Source organism: Nitrosomonas sp. HPC101 (genome assembly GCF_009833125.1).
Classification (GTDB): Bacteria; Pseudomonadota; Gammaproteobacteria; order Burkholderiales; family Nitrosomonadaceae; genus Nitrosomonas.
In genome coordinates this window covers 153,958-169,873 of the sequence record NZ_QRCC01000008.1, presented here as the reverse complement: position 1 = coordinate 169,873, position 15,916 = coordinate 153,958, and the positions used below count along the sequence as shown (strand labels likewise).

The 15,916-nt window shown below is 50.8% G+C and carries 11 protein-coding genes and 1 pseudogene; 7 read left to right on the top strand and 5 right to left on the bottom strand.

Going from position 1 to position 15,916, the window contains the following annotated elements; translation table 11 throughout:
• Positions 1-6: 6 nt before the first annotated feature.
• The 4 genes and pseudogenes from ABO04_RS05890 to ABO04_RS05875 all read left to right on the top strand — a co-directional run.
• Positions 7-758: pseudogene (locus ABO04_RS05890) on the top strand (IS5 family transposase); the annotation flags it as partial.
• Between the two features lie 371 nt (positions 759-1,129).
• A complete protein-coding gene (locus ABO04_RS05885) occupies positions 1,130-1,771 on the top strand; it encodes a TetR family transcriptional regulator (protein WP_160809749.1) in 642 nt (213 codons plus the stop codon).
• 63 nt (positions 1,772-1,834) lie between these two features.
• Positions 1,835-2,884: a metal-dependent hydrolase gene (locus ABO04_RS05880; protein ID WP_160809748.1), complete on the top strand. Its 1,050-nt coding sequence runs from the start codon at positions 1,835-1,837 to the stop codon at positions 2,882-2,884.
• A gap of 307 nt (positions 2,885-3,191) precedes the next feature.
• The gene (locus ABO04_RS05875; protein WP_160809747.1) at positions 3,192-4,712 is read left to right on the top strand and encodes a DEAD/DEAH box helicase; all 1,521 of its coding nucleotides are present in this window, start codon (positions 3,192-3,194) and stop codon (positions 4,710-4,712) included.
• A 79-nt stretch (positions 4,713-4,791) separates the two neighbouring features.
• On the opposite strand, the gene ABO04_RS05870 is transcribed toward ABO04_RS05875, so the two are convergent.
• Positions 4,792-6,198 carry a sensor histidine kinase gene (locus ABO04_RS05870; protein ID WP_160809746.1) on the bottom strand — a complete coding sequence of 469 codons (1,407 nt, stop codon included), beginning with the start codon at positions 6,196-6,198 and terminating at the stop codon, positions 4,792-4,794.
• A complete protein-coding gene (locus ABO04_RS05865; protein WP_160809745.1) occupies positions 6,185-6,856 on the bottom strand; it encodes a response regulator transcription factor in 672 nt (223 codons plus the stop codon). The genes ABO04_RS05870 and ABO04_RS05865 overlap by 14 nt, the downstream gene beginning before the upstream one ends.
• Positions 6,857-6,969: 113 nt before the next feature.
• On the opposite strand from ABO04_RS05865, the gene ABO04_RS05860 reads away from it, so the two are divergent.
• From ABO04_RS05860 to ABO04_RS05850, 3 genes are read left to right on the top strand one after another with little or no spacing between them, the layout of a single operon-like run.
• The gene (locus ABO04_RS05860; protein ID WP_160809744.1) at positions 6,970-8,082 is read left to right on the top strand and encodes an efflux RND transporter periplasmic adaptor subunit; all 1,113 of its coding nucleotides are present in this window, start codon (positions 6,970-6,972) and stop codon (positions 8,080-8,082) included.
• Entirely contained in the window at positions 8,057-11,179 is a 3,123-nt protein-coding gene (locus ABO04_RS05855) for a CusA/CzcA family heavy metal efflux RND transporter (protein WP_205012749.1), read from the top strand. Before ABO04_RS05860 ends, ABO04_RS05855 begins: the two co-directional genes overlap by 26 nt.
• Positions 11,176-12,411: a TolC family protein gene (locus ABO04_RS05850; RefSeq protein ID WP_160809743.1), complete on the top strand. Its 1,236-nt coding sequence runs from the start codon at positions 11,176-11,178 to the stop codon at positions 12,409-12,411. The genes ABO04_RS05855 and ABO04_RS05850 overlap by 4 nt, the downstream gene beginning before the upstream one ends.
• Before the next feature lie 942 nt (positions 12,412-13,353).
• Here the strand turns inward: ABO04_RS05850 and ABO04_RS05845 are convergent.
• From ABO04_RS05845 to ABO04_RS05840, 3 genes are all read right to left on the bottom strand, one after another.
• Positions 13,354-13,512 (bottom strand): type II toxin-antitoxin system RelB/DinJ family antitoxin, encoded by a 159-nt coding sequence (locus ABO04_RS05845; RefSeq protein WP_160809742.1) that lies wholly within the window; start codon positions 13,510-13,512, stop codon positions 13,354-13,356.
• Positions 13,513-13,931: 419 nt separating this feature from the next.
• Positions 13,932-14,273 (bottom strand): hypothetical protein, encoded by a 342-nt coding sequence (locus tag ABO04_RS11895; protein WP_205012748.1) that lies wholly within the window; start codon positions 14,271-14,273, stop codon positions 13,932-13,934.
• Complete coding sequence (locus tag ABO04_RS05840) at positions 14,240-15,781, bottom strand: hypothetical protein (RefSeq protein WP_205012747.1); 1,542 nt, start codon at positions 15,779-15,781, stop codon at positions 14,240-14,242. The genes ABO04_RS11895 and ABO04_RS05840 overlap by 34 nt, the downstream gene beginning before the upstream one ends.
• Positions 15,782-15,916 lie beyond the last annotated feature (135 nt).

Sequence of the window (15,916 nt, the reverse complement as noted above, 5' to 3'; positions counted from 1 at the left end):
TTTTCGATGAAGCAGATGACCTTCGCCGACGCTGAGTACGCCGGCAAACGCAAGCAGACTCGCGAGGAATTTTGTTTCTGATCGAGATGGATCATGTTATGCCATGGAAGGACTTGATTGCTCTGATCGAACCGCACTATCCCAAGGGTGAAGGCGGTCGCCCGTCTTATCCGTTGATTGCGATGCTGCGTGTGCATCTGATGCAGAACTGGTTCGGCTACAGCGATCCGACGATGGAGGAAGCATTGTACGAGACCACCATCCTGAGCCAGTTTTCCGGGTTGAATCTGGAGCGTATTTCCGACGAAACCACCATCCTCAACTTTCGTCGTTTACTGGAAAAACATGAGCTGGCACCCAGCATTCTGGGCGTCATTAATGGCTATCTGGGTGACCAGGGTTTATCGTTGCGCCAGGGCACCATCGTCGATGCCACGCTGATCAATGCGCCGAGTTCGATCAAGAACAAGGATGGCAAGCGTGACCCGAAAATACACCAGACCAGGAAGGTCAACCAGTATTACTTTGGCATGAAAGCCCACATCGGAGTCGATGACGAATCGGGTTTGGTGCACAGCGTGGTCGGTACAGCAGCCAACGTTGCAGACATTACCCAGGTCGACAAACTGCTGCACGGCGAGGAAAACATGGTCGGTGCCGACGCGGGTTACACCGGCGTAGAAATGGCCACCGCGCGCACCTCGCGGCGGCAAAAAAAACATAGCTACTTCAGACCATCCCTATACAAACACCTTAAAACGCCAACTCAAAATCCCCCAAGTATATCCCTGCTCAAAACCAGACTGACGACAATCATCAAACATTCATAGCGTTAGCTGAATGGAAAGCAATCTGAAATTCGCAAACATGGCGTTTAGTCAGCAGCAAACAGTGTTGATCCTTGATTTTCCGTTATCTGCGTGAAAGACACTCATGTGGAAAAACCCGCTTGATTCTTATGAAGAAGGCTGAAAAATCAGGCTGTGCACCGGTACAATGAACTTGGAAACTGCAGTTGATCGCTTATCAGTTTGGGGAAGCGCGGATGCATAGCAGTCTTACTATTCATCCGATTACAGTTTCCAGAATGAAGTACGCTATTTTCTGTTTTAAGAAAAGGAGGCTCAATATGGCGATCAGTAATAACCCGATGCGTGATGCAATCATCGATACGGCAGTGGAGCTGGCTGCCTGCACGTCCTGGGAAGCAGTGCGGCTATATGATATCGCAGCCAGGCTGGCGGTTCCCCTGGATGAAATCCGGTTGTATTTCCGCGAGAAAGATGAGCTGATCGCTGCCTGGTTCGATCGCGCTGATGGCTGTATGCTGAACGAGGCCGAATCCGCCGGTTTTCTTGAACTGACTGCCTCTGACCGTATCCACCATCTCATCATGACCTGGCTGGATGCGCTGGCGGTACAGCGTAAAGTAACCCGGCAGATGATCATGTCCAAGCTGGAATTCGGGCATATCCATATTCAGATACCTGCTGTCATGCGTGTCAGCCGCACCGTGCAATGGATACGCGAGGCGGCTCAGCGGGATGCCACATTCATGCGGCGGGCATTGGAGGAAAGCACACTGACGACCATTTATCTGATGACTTTCTTTTTCTGGATGCGGGACACATCAGAAAACTCGCGCCATACCCGGCAGTTTTTGAAGCGCCGCCTGACCGTGGCTGCCTGGTTTGGTGAGAAGATTTATGGCAGCGATCCCGCAAAAAGTACAGTGCCACCCAGCCGGCAAATTCCGCTGCAGCTCGATTAACTCCGGTAACCCGGCTGAACGCATCCCGGGGTGCATCTGGTACAGGGAATACAGGGGAGAACAATGGATCCTGTGACCCATGCGCTGAGCGGTGCATTGCTGATGAGGGCGGCTACTTCCTCCCATGATCAGCGGTTGCCGCTGCGGGAGCGCATCATTGCCAGCAGTGTGGCGGCCGCCTTTCCGGACAGTGATGTCATCTTGCGGCTGATTGACACACTGACTTATCTCAACTGGCATCAGGGGCCGACTCATTCGCTCGTGCTGCTGCCTTTCTGGGCATTACTGCTGGCGCATCTGTTTTCCAGATTTACCAGGCAACGCTATTCCTGGCAATCATTTTTCATCCCGGCATGCCTGGGTATCCTGATCCATATTCTGGGCGATCTGGTGACGGCATACGGGCTGATGCTGCTGGCGCCGTTTTCCACTGGGCGGTTTTCTCTGCCACTCGTTTTCGTTATCGACCCGTGGTTCACTGCGATTATTCTTGCCGGGCTTGTCCTGAGTGCCATTTTTCCGGAAAAACGGATCTATGCAGCAACTGCACTGATCGGTATCGTGGCATATGTGTCGTTTTTAGGGATGCTTCATCAGGAAGCCATGCAGGTGGGGAAAGCGTACGCCGCTGAAAAAATGCTCGACCAGCAGGCAGTCAGCGCGTTGCCGCAACCTTTGTCACCTTTCAATCAGATGGTGATTATTCGTGATGGCACCGAGTTGCATGTCGCACGCGTCAATCTGAGACGGAGCACCCCGCTCAAATGTGCGGATTCGGATAGCCCGTTGTGTAAGATGGCTGCGGCCTATCACCCGCTGGCAATGGCAAGCTGGCGATCGTACTACAGCTTGCATAACAACCAATCTCCCGAATATGCAGCCCTGTCGCACGACGCCTGGCAGCAGTTGGCTCTGAAATCGTTTCGTCAATTCGCACAATTCCCGGTTCTGGATGGTATTGATCATACCGCACAGCATGTCTGCGTTTGGTTCATCGATCTGCGCTTCAAATTTCCCGGGCTACCGCCCTCCTTTCGTTACGGCGCATGTCGTGAAACGGGAAACTCAGCCTGGTACTTACAGCGTCAGCGCGGCGCGTTCTGGATCGATTGATCAGGTTGGCCACCGCAGTCAGGGCTCAGCAGATCCCCAGGGATAGAGACAAGCGTTTCGTACAAAGTCCGGACATATGGCTGCATATCTTATGCCAGTCGCCCTGCCCCACCACTGATTGCCAACGTAACGTGCTATACTTCGCCGCTCAGCAGGTGCGCTTCGATCAGTCAGCGCACCGTCAACCCGGCTTCTGCTTCAGGCATTGTCCGCTTGATATTCCTTTCAGACACGAAATATCAGCCTCGACTGATTTCTGCCCCGAATTTCGGAGCAGGATGCAAGGCTCGATACCAGGAATTATTCCATGCCCTTATTTTCAGAACTCGGCCTGTCTGCCGAAATTTTACGTGCAGTTGAAGAAACCGGTTATGTCACCCCTACGCCGATTCAGGCACAAGCAATACCTCTTATACTCGCAGGCCGCGATATGCTGGCAGGCGCACAGACTGGCACCGGCAAAACGGCCGGATTTACTCTGCCGATTCTGCATCGCCTGTCGACTGATATCAGGCTGGGATCACCCGCAGACCATCCGCCAATCCGTGCTTTGATCCTGACACCGACACGCGAACTGGCTGCACAGGTAGAAGAAAGCGTACGCATCTATGGCAAATATTTGAAACTGACCACGATGGCAATGTTTGGCGGCGTGAAGATTAATCCGCAAATCGAGCAGCTGAAGCGCCGTGTCGATATTCTGGTAGCCACCCCCGGCCGTTTACTCGACCATGTGAGCCAGGGTACGATCGATCTGTCGCGGGTTGAAATCCTGGTGCTGGATGAAGCCGATCGCATGCTTGACATGGGTTTCATTCGTGATATCCGTCGGGTGATCAAACTGTTGCCCGGGCAGCGCCAGAATCTTCTGTTCTCGGCCACCTGTCCGGACGAAATCAAAAAACTGGCCAGCAGTCTTCTGGCCGATCCCGCTTACGTCGAAGTCGCCCGCAACAACCCTACTGCAGCAGCAATTTCACAACATGTGCATATCGTTGATCGCAGTAAAAAGCGCGATGTTCTGGTGCATTTGATCGAGACCCATCGCTGGTCTCAGGTGCTGGTGTTTACCCGTACCAAACATGGCGCAAATGCCTTGGTGAAGAAGCTGGCAAAGGCGGATATTCCCGCGCTGGCGATTCATGGCAACAAAAGCCAAAACGCCCGCACCAGTGCGCTGGCTGCGTTCAAGGCCGGTGAATTGCAGGTGCTGGTGGCAACCGACATTGCCGCGCGCGGTCTGGATATCGACCAACTCCCGCATGTGGTGAATTACGATTTGCCCGATGTTGCCGAAGCGTATGTTCATCGCATTGGTCGCACCGGCCGTGCAGGCGCAACGGGCACTGCAATTTCCCTGGTCTGCGCGGATGAATTCAAACTGCTGCAGGGTATCGAACGCCTGATCGGACACGAAATCGAACGATCCACTTTACCCGGTTTCGAACCGGATCACGATGCTGAACCGGCGCCCGTCCAACCGCACAACTCCGGCAGGTGTGACAATCCGCCACAGAAAAGCCGGCACGGGCAGCGTAATGAGCGAAATCGTGCCGGCAACAATAATCGGGATAATCCGTTATCTGCTCCGCACACGCTAACGGATTATGCATCACCCGATACTGGCAACATCCGCCGCAAGCCCACCCAACCGCGTAAAGAAGTCAACGGCAATACCTGGAACCTCCCGGAATCCCGTCCACTCGGAGCTGATACCGGACGAAATGATCGCAGACAGAGACGTCCTGCCGGCAAATCCGTGACTGCGCAACATCAGCAGGTGGCATACCACCGTACCGGTGGCAACCGCAATCATAATGACCGCTGAACCAGGCTTAACATTATTGTCGCCATACAAGGTTTTTCCTCTGTAGAACAAGCTGGCTTTCCTGTCACAGCTATTTTCATCATCGGGAAGTCGCAATGGTTACAGGGATTTCAACCGTTACGCATAATCCGGAATTGTCTTTCGATACGGCAACAAGTTCGATTCGCCCACCGTGCAGTATCAGGATTTCATGGGCAATTGTCAGTCCCAGACCACTTCCAACAAAAGCGCCGGTTTCGATTCCCCGGTAGAAACGTTTCAGGACATGTTGTTTCTCTGATTGTGGAATGCCTGGTCCGTTATCCGTAATGGTCAGGATGACATTTTCTCTCGCCTGTCGTACGTCAACTTTGATTCTTCCTCCTGCGGGCGTATAGCGGATGGCATTATCGATCAGATTGGCCAGCATTTCGGAGAGAAGTTGTCGATCACCGCGTATTACCGGTATGCCTTCCGCAATATCAACGCTGATTTCAATGGCCTTATCCAGCGCCATCGGTACATGCTCGGCAACAACATCTTCAGTCCATTCACCGACTGCCAAACGGGCAAATTCTGGTGCACCCGTCAAACCGGCTTCTGCGCGATTCAGGTTGAGTAACTGATTTGTCAGGCGGGAAAGACGAGCCGAGGTCGCATCCAGTTTTGTAATAAAAGTGCGCAGATCACTCGGATCAGCCCGCAGCGCAAGTTCGATCTGGGTTCGAAGTACGGTGATAGGGGTACGTAACTGATGGGTCGCATCAGCAATGAAGCGTCGCTGGGCTGCAATCGTTCGCCCCAGACGTGCCATCAGATCATTGATCACGTGTACCTGTTCACGGACTTCTGCAGGCAGCCCGGTTTCGATCAATGGACCTAAGTCTTCATGGGTACGTTGGGCGATGGCATCACGAATGCGGCTCAGAGGGGCAATGCCGCGACCGATACCGTACCAGACAAGCAGCCCGATACCGAAGAGAAAGAGGAGTTGGGGTGCCAGCATGTAGTAAGTCAATACTTCCCGTGAAAGGATTTTGCGTTTGTTCAGTGTCTCGGCTACCCGAACATGAATTGCTTCGCCGGTATGCCGGTTAGGAATTGTGTACTCTACCAGGCGCAAATGCTTTCCATCGACCATATTGTTGTAGAACCAGGTTTCTCCTGGTGCCCTATCATCATCCGGATTGGACGGCAGCACATGGTTACCAACCAGCTGATGTCCATGCTCATCCGATACACTGAAATAAACTGTATCTACCTGATCAAACTCCAGCATACGGCGAGCAGCGGGTGGCAGATTGATTTCGACTCGATCTGGTTCAATATGAACCTGGCTGGCCAGGGTCTGTACCGTGTCTTCCAGTGCCCGATCATAAGCCAGATTGGCGAAATGCAGGATGATTGCGTAGGCAACACCTATCCAGATACCGGTCAACAGTATGATGGGAGGCAGCAGCCAGAGTAGCAGTCGTTGTCGCAGAGACAAGTGCTCAAATTTTGGCATAGGGTTCCAGCAGATAGCCAAGTCCATGGATAGTCCGGATGCGTATCCCCCAAGGTTCCAGTTTCTTGCGTAGCCGGTGAATATAGACCTCGATCGTATTGACTCCAATTTCGTCATCCCAATTACTGATTTTCTGGGCAAGGCGCGTTTTGATCACGACCTGCCCGGCCCGCTGCATCAATACTTCAAGCACCATCATTTCTCGCACAGAGAAATGAGCAGGTTCACCATTGATTGAGACAACATGGCCATCCAGATCAAATTCAAGCGGCCCGTGAGTCAACCGTACCTGCCCGCCGGCAGCACGACGAAGCAGTGCTTCAATACGGGCTTCCAGTTCTGGCAAGGCGAAAGGTTTGGTGAGGTAATCATCCGCTCCGGTTTTAAGTCCCTGCACCCGCTCATTGATCCCGTCACGGGCAGTTAGCACTAAAACCGGCGTGCGATTCTTACGATCGCGCAGACGTCGCAGCACTGTCATTCCATCGAGATAAGGCAGACCAAGATCGAGTACTACCAGATCATAGATATTGGCTGCCAGAGCGTTATCGGCTGCCCGTCCGTCCGATACGGGATCGACCCCATAACCAGCCAGTCGCAATGCCTGAGAAAGTGTATCGCGCAAGGCGCTGTCATCCTCAACCAGGAGAATTCTCATCTTGTTGTTTTTGAACCATTGTCAGAACTTTTTAAGGAGTGTTTTGCTATGTTACACACTCCCGCAACAAAGGGAGCGTGAGTTATATTCTGAAAGGGGCCGTAATGGCAATAATGAACTTCGTTCTTCGCCGCCTTGGCATATTGCTGGTGATTGCCTGTCTGGCAGCGTGCTCAGGTGCAATCGTACCCGAGCAGGCGGTAGAACATAAAGTCAGTGATCGTGTCGGCGGTCTGGTAATGGCAGAAGCATCTCGCCAGTTTGTCGCGGTTGAAGCTGTGGGCACAAGGACGGATACATTGGGAGCTGTCTTGCCTGGACGAATAGTCTTCCGGCCGCAAGCAATGACGGCCATCGGCTCCCCTGTGGTAGCGCGCGTCCTTTCCATCGGCGTGCGGCCAGGCGAAACCGTCAAGACCGGAAGACCGCTCATGACGCTGCAGAGCGCTGACGTGGCAGCAGCTCGTGCCATACTCAATCAGGCTGCAGCCAGGAATGCTGCCGCTGAAGATTTGCTGAAACGTCAAAACGAGATGATCAGAAAGGGGGTCGGTCTGGAGGTCGAACGTTTCAGTGCTGAAACCGCCGTTCGCGAAGCGCGTGCTGAGCTTGAGCGGGCAAAGCACATGACCGCCCTGATAGGGGAAGGTAAAGGAGATCGCTTCGTTCTGCGTGCCCCGGTAGATGGCGTCGTTCTGGATATCAAGGTCAGTATCGGCACCGTAGTATCTCCAGGAGGAGATGCTCTGGTCGAAATCGGGGATCCCGATGAGCTGTGGGCAATTGCCGATATCTCGGAAAGTGAAATTAGTCATGTTACTGTTGGTCAATCAGCTAGAATCCGCGTGCCGGCCATTGATACGAGACTGGATGCGATTGTTGATGGTATCGGACAGGCAGTCGATGGCGAACAGCGACGTATACCCGTTTATCTTTCTTTCAAGGAAAAGACTGGATATCTCTCATCCGGCATGCTGGCAGAAGTGCGGCTGAGTACCGTGAGCGATACCAGCTTGAATCTGCCAGCCTCGGCAATCCTGATCAAAGAAGATAGTCAGCAGATTGTCTATGTGCAGCGATCCGATGGCAGTTTCGAGCCTCGTCCGGTACGTACCGGAAATTCATACGACGGCCGGGTGATCATCCTGGAAGGGCTGCAAGCCGGCGAGGAAGTTGTGGTGAAAGGCGCCCTGTTACTCGATGGCACCGCTGAGCAACTACTTTAAGAACACGATGCTGAATCTGATCATCAAACATTGTGTTCATCGGCGTCTGGCGGCCTTATTCATCGCTGCGGTCATCGTTATTTTAGGTATGCGCGCCTATCTTGATACCCCGATCGAGGCTTTTCCAGATGTCACCAACGCGCAGGTACAGGTGATCGCTCAGATGCCGGGTTATGCCGCCGAGGAGATTGAGCGCCAGGTGACTATTCCTCTGGAACGGGTGCTCAATGGCGCTCCAGACATGACCCTGTTGCGCAGTGAAAGTCTCTTCGGGCTATCACTCGTGACAATGATTTTCAATGACGATGCCGATCCTTTCATCAGCCGCATGCTGGTGAGGCAACGATTATTCCAGGCTGATCTGCCGGAAGATGTCATGCCGGTACTGGCGCCGGAGGCAACTCCGCTTGGCAAGATCTATCGCTTCCGGGTCATGAGCGATCGTCATGATCTCTACCAGCTTCGTTCGGAGATGCAGTGGAATATCGCCAGTGTCTTGCGACGAATACAGGGCGTTGCCGATGTCGTGTCTTTCGGTGGATTTCTCAAAGAAATCCATATCGAGGCTGATCCACTGAAGTTATATGCTGCCGGGCTTGCCCTGGAAGCACTTGAAGAAGCAATTCGCAAAGCAAATCTCAATGTAGGTGGTGGATTTCTGCGTCATGGGGACCAGGAGCTCACCATTCGCGGTATCGGCTATATCGATTCAATTGAGGATATCAAAAAGATTCCTCTGAAGACCAGTAACGGTTCAGCACTGACGGTCAGTGATGTGGCAATCGTCAAACTTGCTGCCACACCGCGACGAGGATCGGTAGGAGGAATCGACGGAAAAGAAGTTGTAGAAGGTCTGGTTTTAATGCGGCGCGGAGAAAATCCCTCGCTTGTACTGGATGAAATTCATCATCAGGTCGGAATGCTCAATTCGACTATTCTTCCGGCTGGTATGAAGATTGAAGCAGTGCACGACCGCAGCGTACTGGTGGATCTTACGCTGGCGACCGTGCATGAGAATCTCTTGCATGGTTTTTTGCTCGTAGTTGGTATCGTCTGGCTTTTTCTGCGCAGTATCGCCGGTTCGGTAGTTGTTGCAGTAGTCATTCCTTTGTCGTTACTGGTCGCCTTTCTTGGTCTGCATACGCTGGGATTGCCTGCCAACTTGATTTCCATGGGAGCCATTGACTTCGGTATCCTGGTTGATGGGGCAGTGGTACTGGTTGAGAACGTCATCCATGCCATCCGGCATGAGCGGCCAGCCAATAAAAAGGCGGTACTGCATCTGGTGATCCGTTCGACAAAAGAAGTCGGGCGTCCTATCTTCTTTGCCATGCTGATCATCATTGCTGCCCTGTTGCCAGTGTTTACACTGCAATCGGTGGAGGGCCGTATTTTCCGGCCACTTGCCCTCACTTACGCCTTTGCTCTGGGCGGAGCACTGATTTTCTCATTGACGGTAGTGCCGGCACTTTGTGCCTGCCTGTTCAAACCGGAACATGCCAGATTGACCGAGCCCCGCTGGATTGGAAAACTGCGGGGCGGCTATTACAAGCTGCTGAACCGAACCATGGCATTGCGTGGTACGGTTTTGATCCTGGCGACCGCACTCTTGTTGACAAGTGCTTTTGCATTTTCCCGGTTGGGAACGGAATTCCTACCGGAACTGGATGAAGGAGATCTGGCTGTTTTTGTCGAGATGCCCACCAGTATTGCCCTGGAAAAAAGCCAGGAGATCCTGCAGGAAGTCCACAAGCGCCTGAGTCATTTTCCCGAAACGCTTGATGTACATACCGAGCATGGCCGGCCGGAGGATGGTACTGATAACGAAGGCGTCAACATGCTGAAAACCTTCGTACGACTGAAATCTCAGGAGACATGGCAGAGTGGATGGGACAAACCGCAACTGATCGAGGCCATGCGTAACGCACTCATGGAAATTCCCGGTGTACGTTTCAACTTTTCGCAGCCGATCAGGGACAGTGTCGAAGAAGCGGTGAGTGGCGTAAGAGGCAAGGTTGTGCTCAAGATTTTCGGCAACGACCTGGCACTCATGCGTGACACCTTGAAGCAGGCAAAAGCCGCGCTCAGGGACATACCAGGCATTACTGAACTGGATTTGTATCGCGATGTATCAAGCCCGCAATTGCGCATCCATCTCGATCGCTCCGCACTGGCACGTGCAGGGGTGCCAATCGAAGAAGCTGCCAGAACAATTGAAACGGCTCTTTCCGGTCGAATCGTGACACAGTACTGGGAAGGAGAGCGACCTGTTCCGATACGTCTCTTGCTGCCCAAACCTGTTCGCGATGATTTTGACAAAATTGCTGGTCTGATCATCACGACACCATCCGGAGCACGTCTCCCTTTGCAGCAACTGGCTGACATCAAGATTGCCAATGGGGCGGCTTCGATCGTGCGAGAAGGCAATGTCCGTTTTCTCGCGCTCAAATTCAATATCAAAGATCGTGATATGGGATCTGTCATCCAGGATGCGATCGCAGCTGTCGATGCTGGAATCAAGGCACCGGACGGACATTATTTTGTCTGGGGCGGTGAATTTGAGAATCAGGAACGTGCTGCCAACCGCCTGAAGCTGGTGGTGCCGGTTGCCGTACTGCTGGTACTGGGTCTGCTTTATATGGCCATGAACAGCGGTCGCAGCGTCTTTGCAATCCTGGCAACCGTTCCTTTTGCTCTGACCGGTGGCGTCTTTGCTCTCCTGATTGCCGGCATCCCGCTTTCAGTCAGTGCTGCCATTGGCTTCATCGCATTGCTTGGTCAGGTATCGCTGATAGGGGTACTCGTTCTGTCGGCAACTGAAGCACGCCGACGGGATGGAGAAGCATTGCTGCCTGCTCTTCTGGAGGGTGCGACGGAGCGGTTGCGTTCCGTACTGATGGCCTCTCTACTCGCTCTCTTCGGTTTACTGCCAATGGCGCTGTCTACGGGTGTCGGCAGCGAGACTCAACGCCCGTTTGCTCTGGTCGTGGTTGGTGGCATGCTGACCACGCTGGCTGTTACATTATTCGTGTTGCCCGTGATCTATCGCCTGATTACCTCCGAGCAACTTCGAACACCTGAAGAGGTTGACGCATGATTCCCCGTTTGACAGCTTTTGTGTTCCTGCTGATAGCGTTACCGGTTCTGGCACAAAACCCGCCGGAATCAGTGGATATGGCCGGTGTACTGACTCTGGCCAGAAAGGCCAGCCCCCGTCTGGCACTCGAACGGCAGAATATTGCTGTTGCCCGTGCCGAACGGCGTACTGCCAGTGCCTATCCAAACCCGACGATCAGTTATAACCACTCACATCAACCACGTGCATTTACCGATTTCGAAGGTGCCAGAGCGCAGGAAATTTCGATCGAACAACCTCTTCTCATCGCTGGTCAGCGCGGTGCCCGTGTTGAAGCCGCCGAGCAAGGCATCAGAGCTGCACAGGCTTATTTTGATGCTTCCGGCAATGAGCTTGCAGCCGATGCCGGCGCTGCCTTCATCGCACTGCTTGCTGCCCAGGAAAAACACGCTACTCTGATGGCAAGCATGACGGAGCTGGACCATTTGCGGAATATCGTAGCAGGCCGTCAGATGAGTGGTATGGCAAGCCAGTATGACCTGCTGCGCCTTGATATCGAGCAGGCTACATGGCATACACGATCAGTGGAGTCCAAGGCGGAACTGGCTGATCGCCAGGCCCATCTCGCCACGTTGCTTGGTTTTTCAGACTGGAGACCACATGGTACTGGTGAGTTGCTACCCTTGAAGAACGTCGATATGGGGGTATCCGGCAACCCCGACAAGCATCCGGTACTCATTGCTGCCCGCCGGGAGGAAGCAGCCGCCAGAGCGAATACCGAGGTTGCCCATCGGGAACGCTTCCCGAATGTCTCGCTGACTGCTGGCCGATTCTGGACCAGTGCGCCATACGGAGCAAGCAATACCATTGGTATTTCGATCGAAGTACCGATTTTTGGAACCCGGGGAGGTGCTTTTGACAGGGCAAAAGCAGAGGAACAATCAGCCGGTCTGCGACGTTATCTGGCAGAAGCCAAAGTGCAGGCTGATGTGCAGCGCTATACTGCTCTGGTCACTCAGCGGACAGCAGCGTTTGATCATTTTGAGCAACAGCTGGAGCCACGTTTACCTTCTTTAAAGCAGATGGCAGAAGATGCTTATCGATTGGGCAAGAGTTCGATCGTCGAGCTTCTCGATGCCACTCGCATGCGTTATGAGACGCAGCTTGGTTATCTGGAGTTAGTATCTGGTCTGGCAGAAGCACAATTGCGGCTGCAGGCTGCACGTGGTGATTTTGTAAGCTGGCTTGAATGAATGCAATCAGGAAAGCAGGGCATTGAAAATTCCGATTCCATAATTTATGTCATACCTGGACTTCCTGGCGACTGAAAGATTCTGGAGGCAGGAGGTTGGGAATTGCGCAATATGGTTGATCGTTATGCCAAATTTTTAACTGAAAATCTGACGCTTGTCGCATCTGAAATCGTATCGACAAGGAATAACGCTATCATTCCGTTGTCACGTTTCCGTCACATTAAGAACGCGAGTGAAAAGGATAAACCGATCAAAATCTCGAATCATGCGGGTCAAAAATTGATTACGGAAATGATCTGATTATTGATAATTAACGAAAGAAAAAATCCCTGCCACTTGAGAGTAATGCAGGGATTGAAGGGCCCTTTACTCACGGGGAGGAAGCAAGGGCTGAGAAAACCAATCACGCAACTATACTAACCTTCAAATATTTCTGGAATATGACACAGACAGAAAGTTGACAGTGGTTGCCAGCCCGGCTTTCTGTTTTAAATTGCTGCAGTTCAGCTCCACCATTTCGTTGTGATTAAGGATCTGACGGGCGGCCCCATCTATGTCAGAGCATCATCTTTGAAAATTGTGGATGAATGACCCATTCTCAGGATGGATCGATTATTTGCGGGATTTCAGTCACGCTTACCCTAACAAATAACGAATTTCAAAAAAGGTCAGAAGGCCGCGGAAATTACGGAAGAGAAAAAACAGATGCAACTACTTGATTTTACTGGCTCCCCGACCAGGGCTCGAACCTGGGACCTGCGGATTAACAATCCGTATCATACAGTCGCACTATATACGCTTTATATTAGCAATTAAGGGATTAAGCTGCGTTGGTTGAGCTATAAAGGTGCTTTATTTCGCTATGCTGTCGACAGTTGGTTGACACTTTCGCGCCCATTTTGTTTGTCAACCATGATGTCCGTTTTCTTCACGCTGAGTGTTCTAAATTTTGGGCCTCGTCGACCGACCTTCTTCCGCAACGCGCAGGAAAGTCAGGCGGATCAGATCAGATGCGCTCAATCCCATGCGATCTAGTGTTTCAATCACCTTATCCTTCATATCAGCGGGAATACGTGCTCGCACTACAGCATCAGCTATCATATTTTTTCTCCATAACAAGTTTAGAAGTGTAGCGCTATTGTAGCTACCCCCCTTCCCTGCTCTTTTGGATGGCGCAAGACGAAACCAGTGTCATTTTCAGAAGACAACCGCACTAAATGTCAGAAGTCGGTAACATCCGATATTTACCGAAATATTTTGGTATAGCGCAAGCCTGTTTGCCAGCGGCCCGTGATGAGCAATAAGTCTTGACAGCATTTACTCTGCGGATGCAATCAAGAAAACGTGGCTAGCGAAGATGTGATTGTCTGATGTCTGAGCCACTTCTTGCTATTGTGCATATGAGTATTTGTACAGTCGAGATTGGTACAACAAATTATTGACACGTGACTATTAAGAGTCTTTTGTACAACAACCGTTACACCCAATCAACTGGTGCAATCGTCTTCTGAAAATGACACTCAGTGTTGTGCAGATGATGTTTTCTGCCCACCATTCTTGATTTCTTCATTGAGTCGAGCCACCTCATCTGTTAGGCGGGAGTTCTCCTGCTCAAGATCTTTGATTTTAATATCCCTTTTGTCCGGGTTTTTCTTCAAGTCAAGCAAGGTTTCAAGCTCGTCCTTAAACGGCATAATCGGAGTGTAGAGCTTGTGGTATGACTTGCCGATGGCTCCCCTGAAGAGTATAAGTTTTGGCGAATTATTACCCGTTGCTAACGTGTATTCATTAGCAATTCCAGGGTAAGGGTCGATGTAAACAATTTCCTTTATGCCAAGCTGGTAGGCTTTTTTTGAGCACAATTCACATGGGCTAGCTGTCGTGAACAAGATTCCGCCAGAGATTTTCTGCCCCCATACTTTGTGATCTGCAGAAAAGCATTTTCCTCTGCATGTAAGGAACGTGTGTGAACTTGATTTTTCTCCCCATCAACCTCGTTTTTCAAGTCCTTAAAACAAAAAGATAAATTTCTTCCATTCAGAATATTCGAACACTTGTGTTGTCCATATTTCCCTATAAGCGCATCCCTGAATTTGTCATTATTCTTCTCATAAATACTGTATGCAACCTCATCCGAACCATTCATGAGATCTTTGGCACTCCGAAGCAAGCATGGAACCTGGCCTTGCGGTGAATCATTCCAACCAATCGCCTTCACTGAATAAGAACGATCAGTTACGACTGCGCCAACCTGTCGTGAGATACAACCAGAGTTCAATTTGGCACTACTGGCGAGTTGCATACAACGCTCGGTTGCAGTCGGCGTAACTAGACCAGGATGCAAGATTAAGGAGACGTACCAAGCGAGCTGAGAGCGCAACTCGCTATGCCCATACTGATCTGTTCTCGGGTTATTAATGTGTATATCAGATATTTCAATGCATTTTTGAATATTCTGAGATACAAACTTCTGGTCTCCAAGCAGTCTATCTGGGTATTCCTTTTTGTCCAGATCTATGATTTGCTGCTCACTGAATTTATGGCTAGTTCTTAAGTGCGCGAGCCTATTATCATTGCTGGTATTTATCGAAAAAAGATAGAAATCAGCGTACCTTTCACTTAAATATACAGCTTCAAAAGGATTTCTTATCGCATCTATCACTATGTGGCATGGTTCACCTTTTTCCCTTGCAACATGGTGTGCGGATTTAATGACTTTGTTTATTGTTGAAGCAAGCTCAAAAATTTTTTTGGAGTCAAACTCATTTGAGCTCGGGGTTCCTGACGCGCGAATATTATCTCCTACCGATTGATAGAACTTGGTATACGAAATTTGAGATATGCTTTGAAGTCGATCTCGCAGCTTATTAGAGAAATCAGGCAACCATTCGAAGTAAATTTCATATGCATCTTTTTTTTTTATTTTGATTTCTTCCATCGTGTCGTCTTTGAGGGCAAGGTATTTCTCGATCCGATCATGAGCTTCGTCATACTCTGCCTTGAAAGGATCAAAGCTTTTATTAATTTTTGAAGTTTCAATTTCTAATATCTTGGAAAGATTATTAACCAGCTCATTGAAGTTCATGGTCAAAATGTATCTTGTGATAACAGACCGAACTTGTAGCCACCGAAAAGATATCCAGTTTTTTTCTATGTAAGATTTAACGATGCGGAATTTTCTTCTTTCATTTTCAACATAATGGGAGTGACTAACATCAGGAAGATTTAGTGATGACGATGACAATATCTCGGCAGCCGTCGAACATCCTGATCCAGTACGTCCAGTCAACCCAATGACGACAAAGTTTCCGATCTCTTCGTAGATGCATTCCAGTGCGTGGGAATTCGCTGTTTTGTTTTGTGCTTCCATGCTATGCCTATTGAGGAAATCTAACAGTGAGCTAAGCAGATCGTTTTAGCGAGTCGTCTTGGGTGCGTGATTAGATCTCTTGATATTTTCTTGTTCGTTCTTCTTGCATTCAACGGTATCAGTGCAAATTCTTCC